Source organism: Desulfosporosinus meridiei DSM 13257 (genome assembly GCF_000231385.2).
GTDB lineage: Bacteria > Bacillota > Desulfitobacteriia > Desulfitobacteriales > Desulfitobacteriaceae > Desulfosporosinus > Desulfosporosinus meridiei.
In genome coordinates this window covers 222,815-248,944 of record NC_018515.1, presented here as the reverse complement: position 1 = coordinate 248,944, position 26,130 = coordinate 222,815, and the positions used below count along the sequence as shown (strand labels likewise).

35 protein-coding genes and 1 other annotated feature are annotated in these 26,130 nt (G+C 44.7%); all 35 genes read right to left on the bottom strand.

Translation table 11 applies throughout. The features are described from left to right. Window positions 1-5: 5 nt before the first annotated feature. The 35 genes from secY to secE all read right to left on the bottom strand — a co-directional run bounded on the left by secY (window position 6) and on the right by secE (window position 26,047). On the bottom strand, window positions 6-1,292 hold the full coding sequence (gene secY, locus DESMER_RS01275) for a preprotein translocase subunit SecY (protein ID WP_014901253.1): 1,287 nt from the start codon (window positions 1,290-1,292) through the stop codon (window positions 6-8). 1 nt (window position 1,293) lies between these two features. Next, window positions 1,294-1,734 (bottom strand): 50S ribosomal protein L15, encoded by a 441-nt coding sequence (gene rplO / locus DESMER_RS01270; protein ID WP_014901252.1) that lies wholly within the window; start codon window positions 1,732-1,734, stop codon window positions 1,294-1,296. 18 nt (window positions 1,735-1,752) lie between these two features. Further along, window positions 1,753-1,935, bottom strand: coding sequence for a 50S ribosomal protein L30 (rpmD, locus tag DESMER_RS01265; protein WP_014901251.1), 183 nt, complete (start codon window positions 1,933-1,935; stop codon window positions 1,753-1,755). 12 nt (window positions 1,936-1,947) lie between these two features. Then, on the bottom strand, window positions 1,948-2,418 hold the full coding sequence (rpsE, locus tag DESMER_RS01260) for a 30S ribosomal protein S5 (RefSeq protein ID WP_427846376.1): 471 nt from the start codon (window positions 2,416-2,418) through the stop codon (window positions 1,948-1,950). A gap of 56 nt (window positions 2,419-2,474) precedes the next feature. Then, window positions 2,475-2,843: a 50S ribosomal protein L18 gene (rplR, locus tag DESMER_RS01255; RefSeq protein WP_014901249.1), complete on the bottom strand. Its 369-nt coding sequence runs from the start codon at window positions 2,841-2,843 to the stop codon at window positions 2,475-2,477. 54 nt (window positions 2,844-2,897) lie between these two features. Then, on the bottom strand, window positions 2,898-3,452 hold the full coding sequence (gene rplF / locus DESMER_RS01250) for a 50S ribosomal protein L6 (RefSeq protein WP_014901248.1): 555 nt from the start codon (window positions 3,450-3,452) through the stop codon (window positions 2,898-2,900). Between the two features lie 21 nt (window positions 3,453-3,473). Then, the gene (rpsH, locus tag DESMER_RS01245) at window positions 3,474-3,872 is read right to left on the bottom strand and encodes a 30S ribosomal protein S8 (RefSeq protein ID WP_014901247.1); all 399 of its coding nucleotides are present in this window, start codon (window positions 3,870-3,872) and stop codon (window positions 3,474-3,476) included. A gap of 28 nt (window positions 3,873-3,900) precedes the next feature. Continuing rightward, on the bottom strand, window positions 3,901-4,086 hold the full coding sequence (locus tag DESMER_RS22770) for a type Z 30S ribosomal protein S14 (protein WP_014182804.1): 186 nt from the start codon (window positions 4,084-4,086) through the stop codon (window positions 3,901-3,903). Window positions 4,087-4,106: 20 nt separating this feature from the next. After that, the gene (gene rplE, locus DESMER_RS01240; protein WP_014901246.1) at window positions 4,107-4,646 is read right to left on the bottom strand and encodes a 50S ribosomal protein L5; all 540 of its coding nucleotides are present in this window, start codon (window positions 4,644-4,646) and stop codon (window positions 4,107-4,109) included. A 20-nt stretch (window positions 4,647-4,666) separates the two neighbouring features. Beyond that, a complete protein-coding gene (rplX, locus tag DESMER_RS01235; protein WP_014901245.1) occupies window positions 4,667-5,020 on the bottom strand; it encodes a 50S ribosomal protein L24 in 354 nt (117 codons plus the stop codon). Window positions 5,021-5,047: 27 nt separating this feature from the next. Beyond that, window positions 5,048-5,413, bottom strand: coding sequence for a 50S ribosomal protein L14 (rplN, locus tag DESMER_RS01230; RefSeq protein ID WP_014901244.1), 366 nt, complete (start codon window positions 5,411-5,413; stop codon window positions 5,048-5,050). A 32-nt stretch (window positions 5,414-5,445) separates the two neighbouring features. After that, a complete protein-coding gene (gene rpsQ / locus DESMER_RS01225) occupies window positions 5,446-5,706 on the bottom strand; it encodes a 30S ribosomal protein S17 (protein ID WP_014901243.1) in 261 nt (86 codons plus the stop codon). 23 nt (window positions 5,707-5,729) lie between these two features. Next, window positions 5,730-5,933, bottom strand: a complete 204-nt coding sequence (gene rpmC / locus DESMER_RS01220) for a 50S ribosomal protein L29 (RefSeq protein ID WP_014901242.1) — start codon at window positions 5,931-5,933, stop codon at window positions 5,730-5,732. Further along, entirely contained in the window at window positions 5,923-6,360 is a 438-nt protein-coding gene (rplP, locus tag DESMER_RS01215) for a 50S ribosomal protein L16 (RefSeq protein ID WP_014901241.1), read from the bottom strand. Before rplP ends, rpmC begins: the two co-directional genes overlap by 11 nt. Next, window positions 6,361-7,023 (bottom strand): 30S ribosomal protein S3, encoded by a 663-nt coding sequence (gene rpsC, locus DESMER_RS01210; protein WP_014901240.1) that lies wholly within the window; start codon window positions 7,021-7,023, stop codon window positions 6,361-6,363. It lies immediately after the preceding gene. A 3-nt stretch (window positions 7,024-7,026) separates the two neighbouring features. Further along, window positions 7,027-7,368 (bottom strand): 50S ribosomal protein L22, encoded by a 342-nt coding sequence (rplV, locus tag DESMER_RS01205; RefSeq protein WP_014901239.1) that lies wholly within the window; start codon window positions 7,366-7,368, stop codon window positions 7,027-7,029. Between the two features lie 21 nt (window positions 7,369-7,389). Then, the gene (rpsS, locus tag DESMER_RS01200) at window positions 7,390-7,671 is read right to left on the bottom strand and encodes a 30S ribosomal protein S19 (protein ID WP_014901238.1); all 282 of its coding nucleotides are present in this window, start codon (window positions 7,669-7,671) and stop codon (window positions 7,390-7,392) included. Between the two features lie 18 nt (window positions 7,672-7,689). After that, window positions 7,690-8,517 carry a 50S ribosomal protein L2 gene (rplB, locus tag DESMER_RS01195; protein WP_014901237.1) on the bottom strand — a complete coding sequence of 276 codons (828 nt, stop codon included), beginning with the start codon at window positions 8,515-8,517 and terminating at the stop codon, window positions 7,690-7,692. Window positions 8,518-8,550: 33 nt separating this feature from the next. Continuing rightward, on the bottom strand, window positions 8,551-8,838 hold the full coding sequence (rplW, locus tag DESMER_RS01190) for a 50S ribosomal protein L23 (RefSeq protein WP_014901236.1): 288 nt from the start codon (window positions 8,836-8,838) through the stop codon (window positions 8,551-8,553). Continuing rightward, a complete protein-coding gene (gene rplD / locus DESMER_RS01185) occupies window positions 8,838-9,461 on the bottom strand; it encodes a 50S ribosomal protein L4 (RefSeq protein ID WP_014901235.1) in 624 nt (207 codons plus the stop codon). The genes rplW and rplD overlap by 1 nt, the downstream gene beginning before the upstream one ends. A 23-nt stretch (window positions 9,462-9,484) precedes the next feature. Beyond that, window positions 9,485-10,114: a 50S ribosomal protein L3 gene (rplC, locus tag DESMER_RS01180; protein WP_014901234.1), complete on the bottom strand. Its 630-nt coding sequence runs from the start codon at window positions 10,112-10,114 to the stop codon at window positions 9,485-9,487. A gap of 178 nt (window positions 10,115-10,292) precedes the next feature. Then, window positions 10,293-10,598, bottom strand: a complete 306-nt coding sequence (gene rpsJ, locus DESMER_RS01175) for a 30S ribosomal protein S10 (protein WP_007778414.1) — start codon at window positions 10,596-10,598, stop codon at window positions 10,293-10,295. 234 nt (window positions 10,599-10,832) lie between these two features. Then, window positions 10,833-12,038: an elongation factor Tu gene (gene tuf, locus DESMER_RS01170; protein WP_014901233.1), complete on the bottom strand. Its 1,206-nt coding sequence runs from the start codon at window positions 12,036-12,038 to the stop codon at window positions 10,833-10,835. Window positions 12,039-12,135: 97 nt separating this feature from the next. Beyond that, complete coding sequence (fusA, locus tag DESMER_RS01165) at window positions 12,136-14,214, bottom strand: elongation factor G (protein WP_014901232.1); 2,079 nt, start codon at window positions 14,212-14,214, stop codon at window positions 12,136-12,138. A gap of 39 nt (window positions 14,215-14,253) precedes the next feature. After that, the gene (gene rpsG, locus DESMER_RS01160) at window positions 14,254-14,724 is read right to left on the bottom strand and encodes a 30S ribosomal protein S7 (RefSeq protein ID WP_014901231.1); all 471 of its coding nucleotides are present in this window, start codon (window positions 14,722-14,724) and stop codon (window positions 14,254-14,256) included. A 48-nt stretch (window positions 14,725-14,772) separates the two neighbouring features. Next, window positions 14,773-15,192 (bottom strand): 30S ribosomal protein S12, encoded by a 420-nt coding sequence (gene rpsL / locus DESMER_RS01155; RefSeq protein ID WP_014901230.1) that lies wholly within the window; start codon window positions 15,190-15,192, stop codon window positions 14,773-14,775. A gap of 94 nt (window positions 15,193-15,286) precedes the next feature. Next, the gene (locus tag DESMER_RS01150; protein ID WP_042334162.1) at window positions 15,287-15,538 is read right to left on the bottom strand and encodes a L7Ae/L30e/S12e/Gadd45 family ribosomal protein; all 252 of its coding nucleotides are present in this window, start codon (window positions 15,536-15,538) and stop codon (window positions 15,287-15,289) included. A 49-nt stretch (window positions 15,539-15,587) separates the two neighbouring features. Beyond that, window positions 15,588-19,040, bottom strand: a complete 3,453-nt coding sequence (gene rpoC / locus DESMER_RS01145) for a DNA-directed RNA polymerase subunit beta' (protein ID WP_014901228.1) — start codon at window positions 19,038-19,040, stop codon at window positions 15,588-15,590. A 26-nt stretch (window positions 19,041-19,066) separates the two neighbouring features. Further along, the gene (rpoB, locus tag DESMER_RS01140) at window positions 19,067-22,435 is read right to left on the bottom strand and encodes a DNA-directed RNA polymerase subunit beta (protein WP_014901227.1); all 3,369 of its coding nucleotides are present in this window, start codon (window positions 22,433-22,435) and stop codon (window positions 19,067-19,069) included. A gap of 391 nt (window positions 22,436-22,826) precedes the next feature. Then, window positions 22,827-23,204 (bottom strand): 50S ribosomal protein L7/L12, encoded by a 378-nt coding sequence (gene rplL / locus DESMER_RS01135; protein WP_014901226.1) that lies wholly within the window; start codon window positions 23,202-23,204, stop codon window positions 22,827-22,829. Window positions 23,205-23,302: 98 nt separating this feature from the next. Beyond that, window positions 23,303-23,830 (bottom strand): 50S ribosomal protein L10, encoded by a 528-nt coding sequence (gene rplJ, locus DESMER_RS01130; protein ID WP_014901225.1) that lies wholly within the window; start codon window positions 23,828-23,830, stop codon window positions 23,303-23,305. 31 nt (window positions 23,831-23,861) lie between these two features. Then, window positions 23,862-23,994: a sequence feature (ribosomal protein L10 leader region), on the bottom strand. Window positions 23,995-24,038: 44 nt separating this feature from the next. Continuing rightward, window positions 24,039-24,731, bottom strand: coding sequence for a 50S ribosomal protein L1 (gene rplA, locus DESMER_RS01125; protein WP_014901224.1), 693 nt, complete (start codon window positions 24,729-24,731; stop codon window positions 24,039-24,041). A 62-nt stretch (window positions 24,732-24,793) separates the two neighbouring features. Beyond that, a complete protein-coding gene (gene rplK / locus DESMER_RS01120; RefSeq protein WP_014901223.1) occupies window positions 24,794-25,222 on the bottom strand; it encodes a 50S ribosomal protein L11 in 429 nt (142 codons plus the stop codon). A 31-nt stretch (window positions 25,223-25,253) separates the two neighbouring features. Next, complete coding sequence (gene nusG / locus DESMER_RS01115; protein ID WP_014901222.1) at window positions 25,254-25,781, bottom strand: transcription termination/antitermination protein NusG; 528 nt, start codon at window positions 25,779-25,781, stop codon at window positions 25,254-25,256. Window positions 25,782-25,825: 44 nt separating this feature from the next. Next, window positions 25,826-26,047, bottom strand: a complete 222-nt coding sequence (gene secE, locus DESMER_RS01110) for a preprotein translocase subunit SecE (protein ID WP_014901221.1) — start codon at window positions 26,045-26,047, stop codon at window positions 25,826-25,828. Between the last annotated feature and the right edge of the window lie 83 nt (window positions 26,048-26,130).

Genomic DNA, 26,130 nt, shown 5'->3' with positions numbered 1-26,130 from the left:
TCCTCTTATTTCATAAATCCTTGATAATGCCTCGACATAAGTTGGGATTCAATTTGTTTCATCGTATCGAGGGCAACCCCAACCACAATCAGAAGGGATGTTCCACCAAAATAGATGTTCTTGAGTCCTGTAAGTCCAATAACTAGTGTCGGTAGGACTGCAATCAAAGCAAGAAATAAACCACCTGCGAGAGTTATACGGTTTAATACTTTTGTTAAATATTCTGCCGTTGGTCGCCCAGGTCGGAGTCCGGGGATAAATCCCCCATACTTCTTCAAGTTGTCCGCTACATCTACCGGATTAAAGGTGATAGATGTATAGAAGTACGTAAAGAATAAGATGAGCGCACCATAAAGCAGAAGATAAGGGATTGAAGTGATACTGCCATTCATGCTGAACCACGTGCTGACAAACCTGGCAAAACCGGATGTTGGCGTCCAAGATGCAATTGTTTGGGGAAAAGCAAGCAAGGACATTGCAAATATTACCGGAATAACCCCTGCTTGATTAACCTTTAGTGGAATATGGCTGCTTTGCCCTCCGTAGACTCTACGGCCAACAACTCTCTTAGCATATTGTACAGTGACACGACGCTGCCCTTCTTGAACATAGATTACTCCTGCTGTAATAAATACTACAATAATGAGCAATCCAATAATCGAAAGTGCATTGATCTCTCCAACTCTTAACATTTCCCACAAGGATGCTAGTGCAGAAGGAACACGAGAAACAATTCCAGCAAAGATGATAAGTGAAATTCCGTTTCCAATCCCCTTTTCAGTGATAGCCTCCCCGACCCACATTAAGAATGCAGTTCCCGCTGTTAAAACCAGTGCTATTAGCAGATAAGTTGGCCACTGCATTGCTGGGCTTGGAATAGTTAACGCACTGCGTATACCGTAAGTCAAACCAAACGCTTGAATGAATCCCAAAGCTACCGTACTATAGCGCGTATATTGAGTAATCTTTTTACGCCCATAGTCACCTTCTTTGGAAAGCCGTTCTAAAGATGGAATGACAATTGTCAGAAGCTGAAGAATAATGGAAGCCGTAATATAAGGAGTTATGCTTAGTGCGAACACCGTCAGCCTCTTAAAAGAGCCTCCAGATATCGTATCCATGAAATTCATCATAGAACCTGAACCAAACATATCTTTTAGAATGTCATGATTGACAAAAGGAATTGGAATATGTGCCCCGATTCTAAAAATCAGGAACATCAATAAGGTATAACCGATTTTCTTCCTGAGATCCGCTACATTCCATGCATTCTTCAGGGAATCGACACTCATCCTATTCCACCTCTACTTTTCCACCCGCCGCAACTATCTTCTTTGCCGCTGCTGGGCTGACTTTGTCAATTTTGACGGTCAGAGCTTTGGTCAAATCCCCAGTTGCAAGAATCTTCACGCCATCCTTAACAGCTTTGATTAAACCGATTTCAAAGAGGCTTTCAATCGTAACTTCAGATCCGTCCTCAAAACGTTCTAAGTCACGAACATTCAATGCAATTATTTCTTTTCTTGAGATATTATTAAAGCCGCGTTTGGGCATCCTGCGAAACAATGGATTTTGTCCACCTTCAAAACCAGGACGTACTCCGCCACCAGCTCGCGAATTCTGACCTTTGTGTCCTTTGCCGGACGTTTTGCCATGTCCGGAGCCAATTCCACGGCCTAAACGCTTAGGGGCATGTGTTGATCCCTCAGCAGGCTTTAGTTCATGCAGTTTCATGCTGACCCACACCTCCTTTTATTGAGCTAGTGTTTCTACCGTAACCAAATGCATGCATTTGCGAACCATTCCTAGAATTCCAGGACTGTCCTCATGAATTGCACTTGATCCTACTTTTCCTAAGCCGAGTGCTTGTAACACTTTGTGCTGTGCTTGTGAATAACCGATTGGGCTCTTTGTCAGTGTCACTTTGATTTTCATGACCGAACCTCCTTAACCTAGAACTTCTGCTACGGTCTTGCCTCGGAGTTTGGCAATCTCTTCTGGACGCTTAAGAGATTTTAAGGCTGTCATCGTCGCATTAACCATATTATGCGCATTAGCTGAACCTAATGACTTCGCTAAGATGTCATGAACTCCAGCAACCTCTAGAACTGCACGAACAGCTCCGCCTGCAATAACTCCAGTACCTTTTGAAGCCGGCTTTAACATTACTTGTCCCGCACCAAAAACTCCAATGATAGGATGAGTAATTGTAGTTCCGTGCATAGGAACACTGATGAGGTTCTTTTTAGCATCTTCAATTCCTTTGCGAATTGCCTCAGGAACTTCTCCAGCTTTCCCCAGTCCAGCGCCAACACGTCCGTTGCCGTCTCCGACTACAACAAGAGCGCTAAAGCTAAAGCGGCGTCCACCTTTTACAACCTTGGCCACACGGGCAATATGAACAACCTTTTCAATCATGTCTGATTTATTAGCTTCGAACTTCGCCAATTTGAAAATTCCTCCTTTACCCAAGCTTAGAAGCTAAGTCCAGCTTCTCGCGCTGATTCCGCTAATGCTGAGATTCGGCCGTGATAAACATTTCCTCCACGATCGAATACTACTTTCGTAATTCCTTTTTCAAGAGCCTTCTTCGCAACCAGTTCGCCAACCTTTTGAGCTCCAGCGGTGTTTCCGCCTGACAATTCTGCTGCTTTGAACTCTGGGTCTAGTGAAGAAGCCGCAACAAGTGTTACTCCGAGCTCGTCATTAATTACTTGAGCATAGATATGATTCAAGCTCCGAAACACTGCTAAGCGAGGACGCTCGGCAACTCCGATTACATTCTTACGAATACTCTTATGCTTTTTCATGCGAATTGCCTTACGATCAATGCGCTTTATCAAAGGGAACACACTCCTTTCACGTTGACAAGAGATTTTGCCCTTGCCTAATTCTTATTACTTCTTACCGCCTTTTTTACCACCGGTCTTACCAACCTTACGACGGATTATTTCACCTTCGTATTTAATACCCTTGCCTTTGTAAGGCTCAGGCAGTCGCTCTGAACGTACAACAGCAGCAAAAGCACCTACGAGCTCTTTATCCATCCCTTTAATTAAAATTTTGTTGGGTGCCGGGACTTCAAAATCAATTCCTTCAAAAGGAATAAGCTCTACCGGGTGTGATTTTCCAACGGTTAAGACTAGCTTGTTTCCTTGCTTTGCAGCACGATATCCAACCCCAACCATGTCGAGACCCTTCGTAAAACCATTCGTAACACCTTCCACCATGTTGGCGATCAGGGTACGAGTCAGTCCATGCAAAGAGCGGCTTAGGGGTTGATCATCTGGGCGTGCAACAATGATTTGCGAGTCTTCCACGGAAATGTTCATTAATGAATGGAGTTCCCTGGTTAATGAACCTTTTGGTCCGCTAACTGTAACAACGTTATTCTCTATTTTGAAGTCCACACCACTGGGGATACCAATGGGGCGCTTGCCAATTCTGGACATTCACTGCACCTCCGTTGAAAATTACCAAATGTAGGAGATTACCTCTCCGCCTAGGCCCTCTTTGCGAGCATTTCTATCAGTCATTATCCCCTTAGATGTGGAGATAATTGCGATTCCGAGTCCTCCAAGTACTTTAGGAATTTCATCCTTCTTCGCATATACACGAAGTCCCGGACGGCTTATCCGTTTTAGCCCTGTAATAACACGCTCGCGATTTGGTCCATATTTCAAATACATACGAATCACGCCTTGTTTATCGTCGGCAATATATTCTACGTCCTTGATATACCCTTCTGCTTTGAGCAGTTCCGCAAGCTCTCTCTTAATACGAGATGCTGGCACCTCAACTTTATCGTGGTAAACCATTCCAGCGTTGCGGATACGAGTTAAAAAATCTGCTATCGGATCTGACATTGACACTTAAGTCGTCCCCCTTCCTTACAATGTTTTACCAACTGGCCTTCGTGACTCCAGGAAGTTCCCCTTTGTGAGCTAACTCCCGGAAGCAAATCCGGCATATTCCGAATTTCCGCATGTAAGCATGGGGACGTCCACAAAGCTTGCATCGGTTATGCGAACGCACTGCGAATTTTTGTCCACGATTTTGGCGGACAACCATTGATGTCTTAGCCACGTTCTCGAACCTCCTTTTCTCTAATCACGGTACGGCATTCCGAATCCACGAAGCAATTCACGTGCTTCTTCATCGGTTTTTGCCGTTGTTACAAAGACTACATCCATTCCACGGAGCTTGTCGATCTTATCGTACTCTATTTCAGGAAAGATCAGTTGCTCCTTAATTCCTAACGTGTAGTTGCCACGTCCGTCAAACGCCTTTGCTGAAATACCGCGGAAGTCACGAACACGAGGCAAGGCTACGCTTAAAAGACGATCCATGAATTCATACATACGTTGACCACGCAAGGTCACTTTACATCCAATGGGCATTCCTTCGCGAAGCTTAAACGCCGCAATGGACTTCTTAGCCCGGGTAACGATCGGCTTTTGCCCAGCAATTTTCATAAGATCTCCAAGAGCAGAATCAATAGCTTTGGAGTTTTGAACAGCTTCACCGACGCCCATGTTGATAACGATTTTATCAACTCTAGGAATTTGCATTACATTTTTATAAGCAAACTTCTGCTGGAGAGCAGGAGCAATTTCGTTTAGGTATCTATCATGCAGACGAGCCACTAAGGTCCCTCCTTTCGCGATTAGTGTTTATCCGGAAGAGTCTCACCGCAATGTTTACACACGCGGAATTTTCCTTCTTCCGTTACCTTAAAGCTCACACGAGTCACGGATTTGCACTCTTGGCAATATAACATTACATTTGAGCTGGCCATCGGAGCTTCTTTCGAAACAATGCCGCCTTGAGGCATGCTTTGAGATGGTTTAGTATGACGTTTTACCATATTAGCCTTCTCAACAACGACTCGGCCCTTTTTACGAATTACATCAATGACTTTGCCCTTTTTACCAGCATCCTTGCCGCTGATCACCATGACGTAGTCACCTTTTTTTACGTGTATCTTATTAGGTTGTACCTTATGCTTAGTAGCAGCCACTTTCTTCACCTCCACCCATCATGGGTCTTAGATAACTTCCGGTGCTAAGGAAATAATTTTCATGTAGTTATCCCGCAGCTCACGTGCTACTGGTCCAAAGATACGAGTACCGCGAGGGCTCTTGTCATCTTTAATCAGTACAGCTGCATTTTCGCTAAACCGTATATAGGATCCGTCGCTGCGGCGAATTTCTTTCGTTGTCCGCACTACAACAGCTTTAACGACGTCTCCCTTTTTAACAACGCCCCCAGGCGTTGCTTGTTTAACAGAAGCTACAATAATATCTCCAATCGTTGCATATCGACGCATTGAACCGCCGAGCACACGAATACACATCAACTCTTTAGCCCCTGAGTTGTCACCAACTCTAAGCCTAGTTTGTACCTGGATCATTCCATTGACCCCCTTCCGAACAAATATCAGATTTAGAGAGCAACTGATCTCTCAGTTATCTCAACTACGCGCCAGCACTTATCTTTACTTAAGTGGCGAGTTTCCATGATCGTGACAGTGTCCCCGATACGGGCTTCATTGTTCTCGTCATGAGCCTTATATTTTTTCGTTCGTGTAATTGATTTTTTGTAGATCGGATGACTCTCCGTTATTTCAACTAACACAACGACAGTTTTGTTCATTTTGTCGCTGACAACTTTGCCAGATCGAACTTTACGTTGGGCTCTTTCCACGTTAGAATGCCTCCTTTCTCGCCTTAGGCACGTTCAATCTTCAACTCACGCTCTCGAAGAATCGTTTTACCGCGGGCTATTCCTTTGCGGACTTCACGAATTCGCATCGGGTTATCTAATTGTCCCGTTGCTAACTGGAAACGCAAATTAAACAGTTCTGTTTTAAACTCGTCGATTTCCTTTAGTACTTCTTCATTTGTTAAATCACGGAAATCTTTAGTTTTCATTTGCGTCACCTCCTTCTTGATCTGCACGAGCAACGAACTTGCACTTGATAGGGAGTTTATGCATAGCAAGACGTAATGCCTCACGGGCTTGTTCCTCGGTTACGCCGTTTAATTCAAACATTACACGGCCTGGCTTTACAACAGCTACCCAATACTCCGGTGAACCTTTACCACTACCCATACGTGTTTCAGCAGGCTTAGCTGTAATAGGTTTGTCCGGGAATATTTTAATCCATACTTGACCACCACGTTTAATATATCGTGTCATGGCAATACGAGCTGCTTCGATTTGACGATTAGTGATCCAGCCTGCTTCCATTGCCATAAGACCGTATTCACCAAACGTAATTTTATTTCCTCGTGTGGCCTTTCCTGTTAAGCGTCCACGATGTTGTTTCCGATGTTTCACTCTGGTTGGGACTAGCATCTAGTTTCCTCCTTCCACCTGAGCGACGACCTTCTTGGCGGGAAGAACTTCACCTTTATAAATCCAAACTTTGATACCAATTTTTCCGTACGTGGTATTAGCTTCGGCAAATCCGTAATCAATATCTGCACGTAGGGTGTGAAGGGGTACTTTTCCCTCATGATACCATTCAGTTCGGGCAATTTCGGCTCCTGCCAAACGGCCGCTGCATTGAATTTTAATACCTTGAGCGCCCTGTCTCATTGTCCGACCAACTGTTTGCTTCATTGCACGACGGAAGGATACACGCTTCTCAAGTTGTAATGCAATATTTTCCGAAACCAGTTGGGCGTCAAGCTCAGGCTTTTTGATTTCAACGATATTTACAGCTACTTGCTTGCCAGTAATGGCTTCAAGTTGTTTGCGTAAGTTTTCGACTTCTGTGCCGCCACGTCCGATAACAATACCAGGTTTCGCAGCATAAACAGATACCTTAACTCGGCTAGCTGCCCTTTCGATTTCAACTTTAGGGCATCCTGCTTGTTTAAGTTTATTTTTGACGAACTCACGAATCTTCAGATCCTCATGAAGAAGTTCCATGTAGTTCTTATCTGCATACCAACGGCTTTCCCAGTCCCGGATGATTCCGACGCGGAGGCCTTTGGGATTAACCTTTTGACCCACAGCTTAGTCCTCCTTCTTCTCGCCTACGACCACAGTTATGTGACTCGTCCGTTTCCGGATTTGGTCAGCACGTCCCATAGCCCGAGGCTTGATACGTTTTAAAGTCGGTCCTTGATCCACACATATTTCTGTAACATACAGATCATCAGCGTTCATGTCGTAGTTATGCCCCGCATTCGCGACTGCAGATTTCAGTACTTTAGTCACATCGTCAGTTGACCCTTTAGCGGTAAACTGAAGGATTGCGAATGCATCACTGACCTTCTTGCCACGAATCAAATTAACAACTTGGCGTACCTTACGAGGAGAGATACGTACATATTTTGCCACTGCTTTTGCTTGCATGTGCCTTAACCTCCTCTCGAATTATCGTAAGCCGCTGGATTTTTCACTGCCAGCATGGCCCTTATAGGTGCGTGTAGGCGAAAACTCTCCTAGTTTATGACCAACCATGTCTTCTGTAACATAGATTGGAACATGTTTTCGTCCATCGTGAACCGCAATGGTGAGTCCGACCATTTGCGGGAAAATTGTTGAGCGTCTGGACCACGTCTTAATAACGCGTTTGTCACCTGATGCGTTCATTGCTTCTACACGTTCAAGTAAACGAGCTTCGACGAAAGGTCCTTTTTTTAGAGATCTGCTCATTCATGGGCCTCCTTTCGACTACTTACTGCGCCGCTTCACAATAAAGCGATTCGACGGATTCTTTTTCTTTCGGGTCTTAGCACCCAGTGCAGGTTTACCCCAAGGTGTACATGGGTTGCGGCCAATCGAGTTGCGGCCCTCTCCACCACCGTGTGGATGGTCACAAGGATTCATAACAGATCCACGAACAGTTGGGCGAATACCCATCCAGCGTGATCTTCCTGCTTTACCAATGTTGATATTTTCATGGTCGAGATTTCCGACTTCACCGATTGTAGCTCTGCACTCAATACGGATCATTCTCATCTCTCCTGATGGAAGTCTTAAGGTAGCATATGAACCTTCTTTAGCCATAAGTTGGGCTGATCCACCAGCTGAGCGAACCATCTGCGCGCCCTTGCCAGGTTTCATCTCAATGTTGTGCAACACTGTACCAACCGGGATATTCTGAAGTGGAAGTGCATTCCCTACTTTAATATCTGCATCCGGACCGGATACAACGATTTGATCAACATGTAATCCGTTCGGTGCTAAAATATAGGATTTAAAGCCATCTTGATAATACAATAACGCAATATTAGCAGAACGATTTGGATCGTATTCGATGCTCGCAACACGAGCAGGAATTCCGTCTTTATTACGTTTAAAGTCTATAACACGATACTTACGTTTATGTCCGCCGCCTTTATGGCGTACACTTAAACGGCCATCGTTATTGCGACCCGCTTTTTTAGTCAGTGATTTGACTAATGAGCGTTCTGGTTCAGTTCTAGTCAGCTCTTCAAAGGTCGAAACAGTCATGTTACGACGACTTGGAGAGGTTGGTTTAAACGTCTTTATTGCCATAGGTCTTCCTTATCCTCCTTTGCTTCAAGCTGCTTATAGGCCCGCGAAGTTTTCAATCTTATCTCCAGCTTTTAGCGTAGCAATCGCTTTTTTGCGGTCCGATGTCTTGCCTTGATATTTTCCAACCCGTTTCATTTTTCCTTTAACAGATAATGTGCGGATTTCAACCACGGTTACTTTAAACATCTTTTCGACCGCAGCTTTGATTTCGATTTTATTCGCTGCAGGATCTACCCAGAAGGTGTACTTATTTTCTTCGACAAGTCCTACAGACTTCTCGGAGATTACTGGACTTTTGAGGACATCACGTGCGTCGCGCATTACGCTAACACCTCCTCTGCTTTAGTTACTGCCGCTTTAGTCATCACAAGAATGTCATGATGAAGTAAATCTACTATATTCATTCCAGCTACATCCATAGCCTTGACACCCTCAATATTTCGTGCAGAACGAAGCACTGCCTCATCTGCATTATCCATTACGATGATTGCTTTCTTGTCAACATTAAGAGCTTTAAGCACTTTCACGATTTCACGTGTTTTCACTTCGCTCAGACTTAATGTATCGAGGACAATCAACTGTTGCTCTAACACTTTCGATGAAAGCGCCGAATATAAAGCCAATCGACGAACTTTCTTAGGAAGTTTAAAGCCATATTTACGTGGTTTCGGAGCGAAGATTACACCGCCGCCTCTCCACAATGGTGAGCGAGTGCTTCCAGAACGCGCACGGCCCGTTCCTTTTTGACGCCACGGTTTACGTCCACCCCCGCGAACTTCGCCGCGTAACAGAGCGGATTGAGTTCCGCGTCTTTCAGAGGCTAATTGCGAGACAACTGCTGAGTGAAGAACATGAACATTCGGAGTGATCCCAAACATATTGTCACTGAGTTCAATTTCTCCGACAGCTGCACCTTGCATATTTACTACTTGAACTTTCGGCATTGCTTATTCCTCCTTTCCCAGTGTTACTTCGCCTTGACAGAAGGCTTCAGAATGAGCAACGACTTATTCGCTCCAGGGACAGCCCCTTTAATCAAGATCAAGTTTTTATCCACATCAACCCGGATAACCTCCAGATTTTGTACCGTTACACGTTCGCCACCCATACGTCCTGGCAGCACACGACCTTTGAAAACTCGAGCCGGGCCTTTCGCGCCAAGGGAACCTGAACGTCTGTGATACTTGGAACCATGAGCCATCGGTCCACGACTGGCGCCATTACGCTTAATCATGCCCTCAAACCCTTTTCCCTTTGATTTGCCTACAACATCAATTTTGTCGCCAACTGAGAATAGATCAACTTTAACTTCTTGACCAATCTCATAGCTATCAACATCGTTAACACGAAACTCACGAACATAGCGCATCGGCTTTAGTGAAGCCTTTGAGAAATGTCCCTTTTGAGGCTTGTTGCTCAAGCCATCGCGAAGAATGGAAAAGCCCACCTGAATAGCATTGTAGCCATCTGTAGCCATCGTCTTCTTCTGAACTACCGGACAGGGTCCTGCTTCAACAACAGTAACCGGAACCACACGTCCTTCATCCGTAAATACCTGAGTCATACCAATTTTTTTACCCAAAATTCCTTTTGACACGAATGCCACCTCCTAAACACTTTGAAGTGCGCCGGATTTCTCCAGAGCACGAAAATGTTTTTTTATTTTATTGTTGGATCAACCCGACAGCAACTCCACGCAGCCGGGTGTTTCACGCAACAAACATAACGATAGTATATCATATAATTATACGATATGCTAGTAAAAAAACAGCTAATTACAACTTAATTTCGATATCCACGCCTGCAGGCAAATCTAAACGCATAAGAGCGTCAACCGTTTTAGGCGTCGGCTCAAGAATATCAATAAGCCGTTTATGAGTGCGCATCTCAAATTGTTCACGTGAATCTTTATTGACATGCGGCGAACGCAAAATAGTATAGATACTTTTTTCCGTAGGCAACGGAATTGGTCCACTAACCTGTGCGCCCGTCCGTTTTGCAGTCTCGACAATACGCTCTGCTGATTGGTCAAGAGTCTTGTGATCAAATGCTTTCAGCCGAATTCTAATTTTTTGGCTCATAAGTTATAACTACCCCCTCATAATTCCCGTTATACGGGTTTCGAGCGTAAAAATTCCCTGACCGAGCGGAGTCACTCGATCAGCAACCTTTTACGCCATTCCAGAAGTCTGATAACAAAGGTTAGATAAATTAATAGTTAGTTGATCCTGTAATTAATTCACTAACTGGCTCTGCTCTTCCTTCAATGACGAGAGGAAAGTCTCCTCTCGTCATTTGAGTTTATTAAGACCTAATTATTTAGCAGCAATTTTTGCTACGATACCTGAACCAACTGTACGGCCACCCTCACGGATAGCGAAACGGAGTCCTTCTTCCATAGCGATTGGAGTGATAAGTTCAACTTCAATCGTTACACGGTCTCCAGGCATAACCATTTCAGTACCCTCTGGAAGGGTGATTACACCAGTAACGTCAGTTGTACGGAAGTAGAATTGGGGACGATAGTTATGGAAGAAAGGAGTATGACGTCCACCTTCTTCTTTAGTGAGAACGTAAACCTCGCCAGTAAACTTGGTGAATGGTTTGATGGATCCAGCTTTTGCTAATACTTGACCGCGCTCGATGTCTTTACGCTCAACACCACGGAGAAGTGCTCCGATGTTGTCTCCTGCTTGAGCTTGATCAAGCAATTTGCGGAACATCTCAACGCCGGTTACGACGCTTTTACGGGAAGCTTCGGACAATCCAACGATTTCAACTTCGTCGCCGACTTTAACCACACCACGCTCAACACGACCGGTGGCAACAGTACCCCGACCAGTAATCGTGAATACATCCTCGACAGGCATTAAGAAAGGCTTGTCTGTATCGCGCTCTGGGGTTGGTACATAGGAATCAACTGCATCCATAAGGTTCCAGATCTTTCCGCACCATTCGCAGTCACGGCTTCCGCAGCCACATTGAAGAGCTTTGAGGCCTGAACCAGGAATAATGGGAACATTGTCTCCATCATATTCTTGAGCAGTTAAAAGTTCGCGAAGTTCCATTTCAACGAGCTCGATAAGTTCCGGGTCATCAACCATGTCGACTTTGTTCAGCCAAACAACAATGCTGGGAACACCTACTTGACGAGCTAAGAGGATGTGCTCGCGGGTTTGTGGCATTGGGCCATCAGCCGCGGAAACGCAGAGGATTGCGCCGTCCATTTGCGCTGCACCAGTGATCATGTTTTTAACATAGTCAGCGTGTCCTGGGCAGTCCACGTGAGCATAGTGACGATTATCTGTTTCATACTCAACGTGTGCTGTGGAAATGGTGATTCCACGCTCACGCTCTTCAGGAGCCTTGTCGATTTGATCAAAGGCAGTTGCCACAGCGCCACCGTGTTTTGATAGTACAATGGTAATTGCTGCCGTTGTTGTAGTTTTACCATGGTCAACGTGACCAATGGTTCCTACGTTAACATGAGGTTTTGTACGTTCGTATTTAGCTTTTCCCATTTTTTTCACTCCTTTAAAATACTTTAAAATTTTATAATTCAGGGAGATACGAGAGCAAGAATTTCAAATCCTTCTCGCCTCGCGTCTCCAACCCCGCTTATGACCCTTGGCGTTTAGCAATAATACCATCCGCAATGTTTTTAGGAACTTCCTCGTAGTGGTCAAACTGCATTACATAGACCCCTCGGCCTTGAGTTGCAGAACGTAAGTCGGTGGAATAACCGAACATCTCAGAGAGTGGAACATATCCACGAACAACCTGAGTGTTGCCCCGTGCTTCCATACCTTCAATCCGACCTCTACGTGAACTAATATCCCCAATGACATCTCCCATATATTCCTCGGGAACGGTCACTTCGATTTTCTCAATGGGTTCAATAATTACGGGATCTGCCTTGAGTGCACCAGCTTTAAAGGCCATAGATCCAGCAATCTTAAATGCCATTTCAGACGAGTCAACATCATGATATGAACCATCATAAACTGTTGCACGCATGTCGAGAACCGGATAACCAGCGAGTATACCATTAGCCATTGCTTCTTCAATACCCGCGCCAATTGGGTTGATGTATTCTCTCGGAATAACACCCCCGACAACCTTGTTAACAAATTCAAAACCACTACCGGGCTCAAGCGGTTCCAGTTCGACCCAACAGTGACCGTATTGTCCACGACCACCTGACTGACGTACGAACTTTCCTTCAGCTTTAACAGCACGACGAATAGTTTCTTTATAAGCAACTTGTGGTCGACCAACATCACACTGAACCTTGAATTCACGCTGCAGACGGTCAACGATGATCTCCAGATGAAGCTCACCCATACCTTCAATAATAGTCTGCCCGGTTTCTATGTCAGTGTGCATTCTGAAGGTTGGATCTTCTTCCGCTAAGCGGCCGAGAGCTCCACCCATTTTTTCCTGGTCTGCCTTAGTCTTAGGCTCAATCGAGACTGAGATAACAGGTTCCGGAAACACCATTTTCTCTAAGATGATCGGACTTTTCTCATCACATAAAGTATCCCCGGTTGAAGTGTCCTTCAATCCGACGGCAGCAGCGATATCACCAGAGCGAACTTCTTGAATATCCTCTCTATGGTTAGCGTGCATTTGGAGTATGCGTCCAATGCGCTCGCGTTTTCCCTTAGTTGAGTTGAAGACATAAGAACCTGCACCTAAAATTCCTGAGTAGACCCGGAAGAAAGCGAGTTTTCCAACGAATGGGTCGGCCATGATCTTAAAGGCCAGGGCTGAGAAAGGCTCGGTATCAGATGCTGTCCGCTTGTCTTCAGCCCCGGTATCAGGATGCACACCATTAATTGGAGGAACGTCAAGAGGGGATGGCATATAATCTACAACTGCGTCGAGCAGAGGTTGTACGCCCTTGTTTTTGAACGCAGAACCACAAATTACAGGAATGAACTTGTTTCCGACAACACCGCGACGTATACCATCACGAATTTCTTGCTCAGTTAGTTCTTCCCCTTCAAGGTACTTCATCATCAGTTCTTCACTGGTTTCTGAAACCGCTTCAATCAGCTTCTCCCGATATTCAGTGGCTAAATCAACCATATCCTCAGGGATCGCACTGTGTTCCGCAGTAGTACCTAAGTCATCAGTATAGATAACCGAGTTCATAGTTACTAAATCGACAATTCCTTTGAAGTTCTCCTCAACACCAATCGGCAACTGGATTGGAACTGGATTAGCTCCCAAACGATCAGAGATCATTGATACGCCCCGGAAGAAGTCAGCTCCTAAGCGGTCCATTTTGTTAATAAAAGCGATACGCGGAACTTTGTATTTATCCGCTTGACGCCAAACAGTTTCGGATTGTGGCTCAACGCCACCAACCGAACAGAAAACAGCTACAGCACCGTCAAGTACACGTAGGGAACGTTCAACTTCCACAGTGAAGTCCACGTGCCCTGGTGTGTCAATGATGTTAATCCGATTGTTTCTCCATTGGCATGTTGTGGCAGCGGATGTGATAGTTATACCACGTTCTTGCTCCTGTACCATCCAGTCCATCGTCGCAGCGCCATCGTGAACTTCCCCAATCTTATGCACACGTCCGGTGTAAAAAAGGATACGTTCTGTTGTTGTCGTTTTTCCCGCGTCAATGTGAGCCATAATTCCTATATTGCGTGTATTCTCGAGTGAAAATTGTCTTGCCATTGAGAATCCCCCTTTCTGTCAAAATAAGTGTGTCTCAAATTACCACTTGTAATGCGCAAAAGCCTTGTTGGCCTCAGCCATTTTGTGCATATCATCTTTTTTCTTCACTGATCCGCCAGTATTATTAGCGGCATCGAGCAATTCACCGGCAATCTTCTCTTGCATTGTCTTCTCGCCTCGTTTACGAGCCATAGCGACAAGCCAGCGAAGAGCTAATGTTGTACGACGCTCAGCACGTACTTCGATGGGAACCTGATAGTTAGCTCCGCCAACACGACGAGCCTTAACTTCTAGTACCGGCATAACATTTTTTAGCGCAGTACCAAAAACTTCAAGGGGATCTTTTCCCGACTTTTCCTGAATCATATTAAAAGCGCCATAGCAGATAGCTTCGGCCGTACCTTTTTTACCATCTAACATAATTTGATTGATGAACTTTGTCAGAGTTTGATTCTTGTAAATCGGATCTGGCAGAACATCCCGTTTAGCAACATATCCCTTACGTGGCATTTGGCAACCTCCTTTGTATCAATATATTTAACAATTCAACAGTTCGTCTTAAGCTTTCTTAGGACGTTTTGCACCATACTTAGAACGTCCTTGCATACGTTTTTGAACAGCAGTTGTATCCAAAGCGCCACGAATAACGTGATAACGAACACCAGGGATGTCCTTAACACGACCACCACGAATAAGAACCACAGAGTGCTCTTGTAGGTTGTGGCCAATTCCAGGGATATAGGTCGTAACCTCAAGTCCATTAGTTAAACGTACACGAGCGACCTTTCGAAGCGCTGAGTTAGGCTTCTTAGGAGTCGTGGTATAAACCCTAGTACAAACACCCCGTTTTTGTGGGGATCCTCCTGAGGGATATTGCTTACGTTTAAGTGAGTTATAGCCCCACTGTAAAGCTGGAGCTGTAGATTTTTGTTCGACACTGCTACGTCCCTTACGGATAAGTTGATTAATTGTCGGCATGTCTCCGCCTCCTTTCTGGTAAAATCAATATACAAGGAATTGCTTGCCACAGCATCTAACAAGCAATTCCAAAATTCGCTGTATAGATTCGTATCTACTCATGCAATATAGCCGCGATAGCAGTACCTACTTCGATTCCGCATGCTTTCCCCAGTTCCTTCATTGTAGGGACTTCGAATAGCTCGACATTATGGCTGTCGCACCATTCAATGACAGGTCGACGCACATGGTTTTCGGCATCTTTGGCCATATAAACACGCCGAACACGCCCTTTTTCAAGGGCTCGCTGGGTTTGCTTTAACCCAACTGTCTTCTGTTTGGCGTGTTTGAAGGTCTCATCAAGCACCAAAATGCTTTCCCCCTTAATCACACTATAGTAGTTTAGCATTTGAGTCCTAACGTGTCAATAATTCGGTCTCACTTGCATCCAATGTTTTTACATTATGATATCTTAACATGCCCGTTCCGGCAGGAATTAACTTTCCGATGATCACATTTTCTTTTAGACCAAGCAATGGATCAACCTTTCCTTTGATTGCCGCCTCGGTAAGCACTCTGGTGGTTTCTTGGAAAGATGCCGCCGACAGGAAGGAGTCGGTAGCCAATGAAGCCTTCGTAATCCCCAACAGAACTGGGTGAGCAACCGCCGGTTCTCCGCCTTCTGCAATTGCCTGAGCATTCTCATCTTGGAAATCAAAGACATCAATAAGCCCACCCGGAAGCAAGCTTGTGTCTCCCGCATCATCAATTTTCACTTTACGAAGCATCTGACGTACCATTACCTCAATATGCTTATCGTTGATATCTACCCCTTGGAGTCTGTATACACGCTGGACTTCTCCTAATAGATAGACTTGCACTCCCCGTTGTCCTTTGACCTTAAGCATATCATGAGGGTTAATACTACCTTCAGTTAATTCATCCCCAGCTTCGACCATCTGTCCTTCTTTAACACAAAGTCTGGAACCATAGGGGATGGAATATACGATGTGTTCATCTGCCTCTGTGAGAAGATCTACCTCACGTCGTCCTTTAATCTCGCTGATCGAGACTTTTCCGACTGTTTCTGCGATGATCGCTTGACCCTTAGGTTTACGTGCTTCGAATAGCTCCTCTACCCGTGGAAGACCTTGGGTAATATCATCTCCGGCAACTCCCCCTGTGTGGAAGGTACGCATGGTCAACTGAGTTCCAGGCTCCCCGATGGATTGAGCGGCAATAATCCCTACCGCTTCCCCCATCTCAACCGGTCTACCTGTTGCTAAATTTCGACCATAACATTTCTTACATACCCCGTACCGTGATTTGCAGGTTAAGACCGAACGAATTACTGCCGAATCGAAACATTTTGCAATTTCGGCGGCTTGTTCTTCTGTCATTTCAGTATCCGGCGAAGCCAAGACTTCTCCGGTTTCTGGATGATGGAGATCCTCTAAGACAAAACGACCAACAAGACGATCTACCAACGGCTCGATTATTTCCGGGCCATCTTTGATATCCTCGACCATAATGCCGTTTAAGGTTCCACAATCCTCTTCCCGTACAATCACATCTTGAGAGACGTCTACCAGTCGCCGTGTCAGGTAACCTGAGTCAGCGGTTCTTAGGGCAGTATCGGCCAGACCTTTACGAGCACCGTGAGAAGAAATAAAGTACTCTAAAACCGTAAGTCCTTCGCGGAAGTTGGCCTTAATAGGCAACTCGATGGTTCGTCCGGAAGGGTCTGCCATAAGTCCCCTCATTCCTGCCAATTGTCTAAGCTGCTGAATATTACCACGGGCGCCGGATGTCGCCATCATATAGACCGGGTTAAACTCATCTAAAGAATCCATTAATGCTTGGGTTACTGTTTTTGTAGCTTTTGCCCAAGTATCAATGACTAGATTATATCGCTCTTCGTTGGTTATTAAACCGCGCCGGTATTGTAATTCCGTCTTTGCGACGGAAGAATCAGCAGCAGTGAGGATCTCTGTTTTCTCCTTTGGTACAGTAATATCTGTTAAACCAACAGTCATACCTGCTCTAGTTGAAAACTTGAAACCTTGACTCTTCAGTCCATCCAACAATTGGGCTGTCGCTTCATAGCCTGCCTTACGATAAGTCTTAGCAACAATATCCGCAAGTCCTTTTTTGCCGACCACTTCATTGAAATATCCAATTTGAGGAGGGATGACGGAGTTAAAAATCAGCCGGCCAACCGTTGTCTCTAACAGTTTTCCATCATTACGTCGAACTTTAATCCTAGCCTGCAAGTGAACCTCTTTAGTATCGTAGGCTAAAACAGCTTCGTCGTAGTCTTTGAATATTTTCCCTTCGCCAAAAGCTCCCGGTCTCTGCATCGTCAGATAATAGGATCCCAATACCATATCCTGAGTAGGAGTGGCAACAGGCCTGCCATCTTTTGGGTTAAGAATATTATGAGCTGAGAGCATTAATAGTCTCGCTTCAGACTGAGCCTCTGCCGACAATGGCACGTGAACTGCCATCTGGTCACCGTCGAAGTCCGCATTATACGCGGTACAAACTAATGGGTGAATCTGCAGAGCTCGACCTTCGACCAAAATTGGCTCAAAGGCCTGAATTCCTAAACGGTGAAGAGTTGGTGCACGATTCAAAAGGACTGGGTGATCTGAGATAACCTCTTCAAGAACATCCCAAACCTCGGCACGTACTCTTTCGACCATGCGTTTGGCACTTTTGATATTGTGAGCATGACCTTCATTAACAAGCTTTTTCATCACAAATGGCTTAAAGAGTTCCAACGCCATTTCTTTAGGCAGACCACACTGATGAAGCTTGAGATTCGGACCAACTACGATAACGGAACGACCTGAATAATCCACCCGCTTACCTAATAAGTTCTGACGGAAACGGCCTTGCTTTCCTTTTAACATATCACTGAGGGACTTAAGCGGCCTGTTTCCCGGGCCGGTTACAGGACGACCACGGCGGCCATTATCAATCAATGCATCGACTGCCTCTTGGAGCATCCTTTTTTCGTTTCGCACAATAATATCAGGCGCACCCAGATCTAATAGACGTTTTAGACGGTTATTTCTGTTGATTACCCGACGATAGAGGTCATTAAGATCCGATGTAGCAAATCGACCACCGTCCAGTTGCACCATAGGTCGTAGTTCCGGTGGAATTACCGGTACAACATCCATGATCATCCAGTCAGGACGATTGCCGGAGGACTTAAAAGCTTCTACGACTTCAAGACGACGAATAGCACGGATTTTTCGCTGTCCGGAAACTTCCTTCAGCTCAATTCGAAGTTCTTCATTGAGTTTTTCTAAATCCATTTCAGCGAGTAATTCTTTAACGGCTTCCGCGCCCATGCTGGCTTGAAAACGATCTCCATATTTATCACGATATTCCCTATACTCCGTTTCAGTGAGGAGCTGCTTCTTCATTAAAGAAGTATCGCCAGGGTCTGTAACAATATATGAAACAAAATATAACACTTTTTCCAAAGCACGTGGGGACATGTCTAAAAGCAACCCCATACGACTCGGAATCCCTTTAAAATACCAGATATGTGATACAGGAGCCGCTAGAACAATGTGTCCCATCCGCTCGCGGCGAACTTTTGAACGTGTTACTTCAACTCCGCAACGATCACAGACAATTCCTTTATAGCGAACTCTCTTGTATTTCCCGCAGTGACACTCCCAATCTCGGGTAGGGCCAAAGATTTTTTCACAAAACAAACCTTCACGTTCCGGCTTTAAGGTCCGATAGTTAATAGTTTCAGGCTTCTTTACTTCTCCGAATGACCATTCCCGAATCATGTCCGGAGAAGCTAAACCGATACGCATACGGTCGAAGTTATTGACGTCAAGCAATCCTTATCGCTCCTTTCGTCCGGGGACTAATTGAGATCGCCAAGATCTATATCTTCTTCCTCAAGGACTTCAACATTTAATTCATCAAGAGGATCTTCCTCGTCAACGCTCTCCTCCTCATCTGGCTCTCCAACTGATCGAGTTGAGGGAAGCGGGAGTTCTTCGTGTAGATCAATGCCAAGTTCCTTTGCAGTTTCCGTTATATCCTCATCAGTATCATGAATCTCAATTTCCCGATCATCTGCTGCCAAGACTCTTACGTCAAGACCCAAACTCTGCATTTCTTTGATTAATACTTTAAAGGATTCAGGAATTCCCGGTTCAGGAATATTCTCTCCTTTAACGATGGCTTCATAGGTTTTTACACGGCCAACCACATCGTCTGACTTAACTGTTAAGATTTCTTGCAGAGTATACGAAGCCCCATATGCCTCCAAGGCCCAGACTTCCATTTCTCCAAAACGTTGACCACCGAATTGAGCTTTTCCACCCAAGGGTTGCTGTGTAACTAAAGAGTAGGGGCCTGTCGAACGAGCATGAATCTTGTCGTCAACCAAATGGTGAAGTTTGAGAACGTACATATAGCCAACGGTAATTTTGCTGTCGAAAGGATCTCCGGTGCGCCCATCATAGAGCATAGTCTTTCCATCGCTGGAAAGGCCAGCCTTCTCTAAAGTTTCAAAAATATCATCCTCAGTTGCTCCGTCAAAGACCGGAGTCGCAATACGAATCCCCAAGGCCTTGGCCGCTCTTCCCAAGTGCGTCTCCAGAACCTGCCCGATGTTCATCCGCGAAGGAACACCTAATGGATTTAACACCACTTCGATCGGTGTACCATCCGGCATAAACGGCATATCTTCTTGACGCATAACCCTCGAAATAACACCCTTGTTGCCGTGGCGACCCGCCACCTTGTCACCGACAGATATCTTTCGTTTCTGAGCGATATATACACGAACAAGCTGATTAACACCAGGAGATAATTCATCCCCGTTTTCACGGGTAAACACTTTAACGTCAACTATTTTTCCGGCTTCTCCGTGAGGTACACGTAAAGATGTATCACGCACTTCACGAGCCTTTTCTCCGAAAATAGCACGTAGCAAACGTTCTTCTGCCGTTAACTCTGTTTCCCCTTTGGGCGTCACTTTTCCTACCAGAATATCTCCAGGACGAACTTCCGCCCCAATACGAATAATTCCACGTTCATCAAGATCCTTCAGAACATCTTCCCCAACATTCGGAATGTCACGAGTGATTTCTTCCGGTCCAAGCTTCGTATCACGAGCATCTGATTCATACTCTTCAATATGAATCGATGTATAGTAATCTTCTCTAACCAACTTTTCACTAATTAAGATTGCGTCCTCATAGTTATATCCTTCCCAAGTCATGAAGGCTACTAAAACATTCCTGCCCAAGGCCAACTCACCGTGGTCTGTAGACGGACCATCCGCAATAATCTGACCCGACTCAACTATCTCGCCCTTCTTAACAATTGGCCGTTGGTTAATACATGTGCCTTGGTTAGAGCGGGAATATTTAAGAAGTTTATGCTTCTCTGTCATTCCATCATCGCCAAGAACAATAATCTCATCAGCCGTTGCTCTTTTAATAACACCGGCACGCTTAGTGATGGCACAGACTCCGGAATCCTTAGCCGCCTTGTATTCCATCCCAGTACCTACATAAGGCGAATCAGTTCGCAATAAAGGTACCGCCTGCCGTTGCATGTTTGAGCCCATCAAAGCTCGGTTCGCATCGTCATGCTCTAAGAAAGGAATTAAGGCCGTAGCAATGGAGACCATTTGTTTTGGCGAAACGTCCATATAGTCAACCTGATTTGGCGATACGTGCACAAAATCCGGTCCATGACGACCATCGATTTTTTCCCCTAAAAACTTGCCGTTCTCATCAAGGGGCGCGTTGGCCTGGGCAACGATATATTTCTCTTCCTCGTCTGCTGTCAAATAATGAATCTCATCTGTAACTCTGGCACCTTCCTTATCCGCCTTACGGTAAGGGGCCTCAATAAAGCCATAGGGATTAATGCGGCCAAAAGTACTTAAGGATCCGATCAGACCAATGTTTGGTCCTTCCGGGGTCTCTACCGGACACATTCTCCCATAGTGAGAATGATGTACGTCACGAACCTCAAAACCGGCACGCTCTCTGCTTAATCCTCCAGGCCCTAAAGCACTTAGGCGACGCTTGTGAGTTAACTCCGCAAGCGGGTTCGTCTGATCCATAAACTGAGACAACTGGCTGCTGCCAAAGAATTCTTTAATTGCTGCTACCACAGGACGAATATTAATGAGTACTTGAGGCGTAATGACTTCAACATCCTGAATTGTCATCCGTTCACGTACAACACGTTCCATACGAGATAAACCAATTCGGAATTGATTCTGTAGAAGCTCTCCGACCGAACGCAGTCTCCGATTGCCTAAATGGTCAATATCATCTCTATGACCTTCACCATTCATTAACGCAAGCATCCGCTGTACGCTGGCAATAATATCACCACGAGTTAAATGTCGTACATCCATAGGGATATCCAGACCAAGCTTCTTATTAAGCTTATACCGTCCGACTTTAGCCAGATCATAGCGTTTAGCATCAAAGAACAAAGCTTCAAGTAATGAACGAGCGCTGTCAACCGTCGGTGGTTCGCCGGGTCTTAACCGCTTATAGATTTCAACCAAGGCTTCTTCGGTTGACTCTGAGTTATCCCTTTCCAGGGTAGCACGGATATATTCATTATCATCAAATAACTCGAGGATTTGACCGTTGCTGGCATACCCTAAAGCACGAATCAGAACCGTGCCGGGAAGTTTTCGAGTCCGGTCAACTCTTACAAAGATATTATCATTAACATCCGTTTCAAACTCCAACCAAGCTCCGCGATTTGGAATAACCGTAGCCCCGTAAAGCTTCTTCCCACTCGGGTCAATTTGCTCTGAGTAATAGACTCCAGGTGAGCGAACAAGTTGGCTAACAATAACACGTTCGGCCCCGTTAATAATGAAGGTTCCCTTGTCTGTCATCAAGGGGAAATCTCCCATAAAGACTTCCTGTTCCTTCACTTCTCCAGTTTCCTTGTTGATCAGGCGCACCTTGACGCGAAGTGGCGCGGCATATGTAACATCGCGTTCTTTGCACTCCTCCACCTGATATTTAGCATCTCCTAGACTATAATCAACAAATTCTAGAACGAGATTGCCCGTGAAATCTTGAATCGGCGAAATATCGCGAAACATATCGCGCAGCCCTTCATCAAGAAACCAACGATAGGAGTTTTGCTGGATTTCAATTAAATTTGGCATGTCGAGAACCTCACGGATTCTGGAATAACTCCAGCGCTCTCGTGTCCCAACCTTAACAGGATAGAACATTTACGTTTCACCCCTCAGTGTGGTTTTCTCATTGAGGTCATAATATATTGACATATACAGCCAAAAGCAAGGCCTTTAAAAGAACCTCGCTTAACTGTTTATGATCTTTCAATATCATTCCGACAATTTCAAAGATAATATCTCCTTATTATCTATTGCTATTTACTTATTACCATAGCATGGATGGATTAAGTAATAAATTCCATTTACATATAGTAACATTTATAAAGTATACCAAAACAGAGACCCTCTGTCAAGAAAATATTCAATTACGTCTCATGGAATATTTACAAATGTTTGTGTTAAAACGTTTTTAATCAACCATTGATTCCTGTCGTCAAATTAAAGAAGGTACTCTCTACACGAAGAGAGTACCTTCAAATTAAAAGCATTACTTAACGTCTACAGTTGCACCAGCTTCAGTCAATTTAGCTTTTAAAGCTTCAGCCTCATCCTTGGAGACTTTCTCTTTAACCGGTTTTGGAGCATTGTCAACGAGGTCTTTTGCTTCTTTGAGGCCTAGTCCGGTAGCTTCACGAACTACTTTGATAACTCCGATTTTAGAAGATCCACAGTTCATGAGAATTACGTCAAACTCAGTTTTTTCTTCAGCTTCAGCTGCAGGAGCTGCAACAGCTGCTCCACCAGCAACTGCTACAGGAGCAGCAGCGCTTACGCCAAATTCTTCTTCAAAAGCCTTTACAAGTTCAGATAACTCGAGAACGGTTAAGCCTTTTACAGCTTCGAGAATTTCATTGATTTTAGACATTTTTAATTTCCCCCTTAAAATTATAAACATTTAATTTATACTAATTCATTCACTGATTCCAAAGGAATCCACTTCAATAAATCGAAGTTCTACATGCCCTATTGAGCAGCCTTAAGCTTACGCACTTCCTCCAAAGCATATCCCATTTTACGGATAGGACCTTGAAGAACGTTAGCCATACCTGTAAGAGGAGCTTGCATACCACGTAAGACCATAGCCAGCAAGACCTCACGAGAAGGCAGATCAGCAAGAGCTTTGACGCCCTCTACTCCAATAACCTTTCCCTCAAGTACCCCGGCTTTAATTTGGAAAGTCTTTAACTTATTTACCTTAGCAAATTCGGTTAATATCTTAGCTGGAGCGACAGGATCTGCACTAAAAGCAAGTGCAGTAGGTCCCTTAAGATAAGAATCGAGCCCTTCTACCCCTAACTCATCAGCAGCGCGACGTACGAGGTTATTTTTCAAAACCCGGTACTCTACTCCAGCTTTACGTAATTGGGCACGTAATTGCGTTACTTGGGCAACAGTCAGACCACGATAGTCAGCTAATACTATACCTGAAGACTGTTGAAACTTTTCTTTTATCTCCGAAACTATTAGACCTTTTTCTTCGATGTTAAGCATCTGTGTACCTCCTTCCCGATTAGATAAACTTATTAGCAACAAAAAACCTCCGCGCTTGCAGAGGTTAAGAATGCCAAATAGATATCTTCGGCGTAATCTTCCAACCTCGGCAGGTCATTAAGCCTTTCGGCACCTGCTTTCTACAGCGGACTTATTAAATTCCTGATAAGCTTATCCCATTTATCCAACACTGTCAAGCATACCGTAATTAGATTGCTTTTGCAGGGTTAATGCGTACGCCTGGGCCCATCGTAGAGGACACTGTGACACTCCGCATAAATTGACCTTTAGCAGCTGCAGGCTTTGCCTTAAGCAAAGTCTCTCCAAGTACACGATAGTTTTCCAGTAGTTGTTCAACACTGAATGAGGCTTTGCCGATTGGTGCATGTATAATGCCAGCCTTATCCGCACGGTATTCAATCTTACCAGCCTTAATTTCTTTAATCGCACGAGTTACATCAAATGTAACTGTTCCCGTCTTCGGGTTTGGCATAAGGCCTTTAGGTCCAAGAACCCGTCCTAATTTACCAACCATACCCATCATATCTGGGGTTGCAACAACAACTTCGAAGCCAAACCAACCTTGCTCAATCTTAGCAATCATATCTTCTGCTCCAACAAAGTCTGCCCCTGCTTGCTCTGCCTCTTTGGCCTTTTCCCCTTTAGCAAATACCAACACCGAACGAGTTTTGCCCGTTCCATTCGGAAGTACAACAGCACCACGAATTTGTTGATCAGCGTGACGGGTATCAATACCTAATTTGAAGGCAGCCTCCACAGTCTCATCAAACTTAGCTTTAGCATTATTTTTTACAATTGATAATGCTTCTGTTGGTTCGTAGAGAGCAATGCGATCAAAGGATTTTACAGCCTCTTGATATTTCTTACCTACTTTAGCCATTCCATTAACCTCCTTGTGGTTACACGGGCTTAGCCCTCCCACATAATTCTTGATACTTAAAATTAACCTTCGACAACGTCGATTCCCATGCTGCGCGCTGTTCCTTCAATCATACGCATTGCAGCTTCAATGCTAGCTGCATTCAAGTCCTTCATCTTCGTATCCGCAATTTCGCGAATTTTGGATTTAGGAACAGAAGCAACCTTCTTGCGATTAGGTTCAGCAGAACCAGAATTAATATTTGCAGCTTTCTTCAGCAAAACTGCTGCTGGTGGAGTTTTGGTAATAAAGGTAAACGAACGGTCTTCATAGACAGTAATCTCAACCGGGATTATAAGCCCCACTTGATCCTTGGTACGCTCATTATACTCTTTGCAAAAGCCCATAATATTGACCCCGTGCTGACCCAAAGCTGGACCAACCGGAGGTGCCGGTGTTGCCTTTCCTGCATTGATCGCTAATTTCACCAAACCAATTACTTTCTTTGCCATTTTCAATACACCCCCTTATTAGGATAACCTATTAATCTAATTTTTGAACCTGCGTGAACTCAAGTTCAACGGGAGTTTCTCTGCCAAACATAGATACCTCAACCCGTAACTTGCCTTTGTCTGCAAGGATTTCTCTCACTACACCAACGAAGTCCTTGAAAGGACCGGCAATAACTTGGACACTTTGATTAATATCAAAGTCGACCCGAGTCTGAATTTCATCCATTCCCATTTGCTGCAATATACTTACAACCTCATTATCCAATAAAGGGATAGGCTTCGTTCCAGAACCGACAAATCCTGTTACACCCGGAGTATTACGAACAACATACCATGAGTCATCCGTCATTTCCATTTCAACGAGCACATAGCCTGGATATACCTTGCGCTTGGTAATCTTTTGTTTACCATTTTTGAATTCAATTTCATCTTCCATGGGAACAAGAACTCGGAAAATCTTCTCCTCCATGTTCATGGATTCGACTCGTTTTTCAAGATTCATTTTCACCTTGTTCTCATAGCCAGAATAGGTATGAATTACAAACCAATTTTTTGCCATTTCTCAGGGACCTCCTCAGACACTGCCGTTGAAACTTTATATGTTTAGGGCAGCAGCTTGGTCAAGGCCGCACTTAAGCCGCTATCAACAATCCACATAAGAATAGATACAATTGAAACCGCAAAAAACACAACAAGTGTGTAGGTTAGCAATTGCCTGCGGCTTGGCCAATGAACTTTCTTGAGTTCGCTCAAAACCCCGCGGAAATACTCCTTCGCCTTATCTTTCTGGCTCTGAGTATTGGCCGGTTTCTTCAACTCGCCCATCACTTCACATCCTTACAGACTCCAAGTCATCGACTCCGTGACAACGCCCCCTGGCGTACATCTAAACCTTTGCAAAAAAAAAA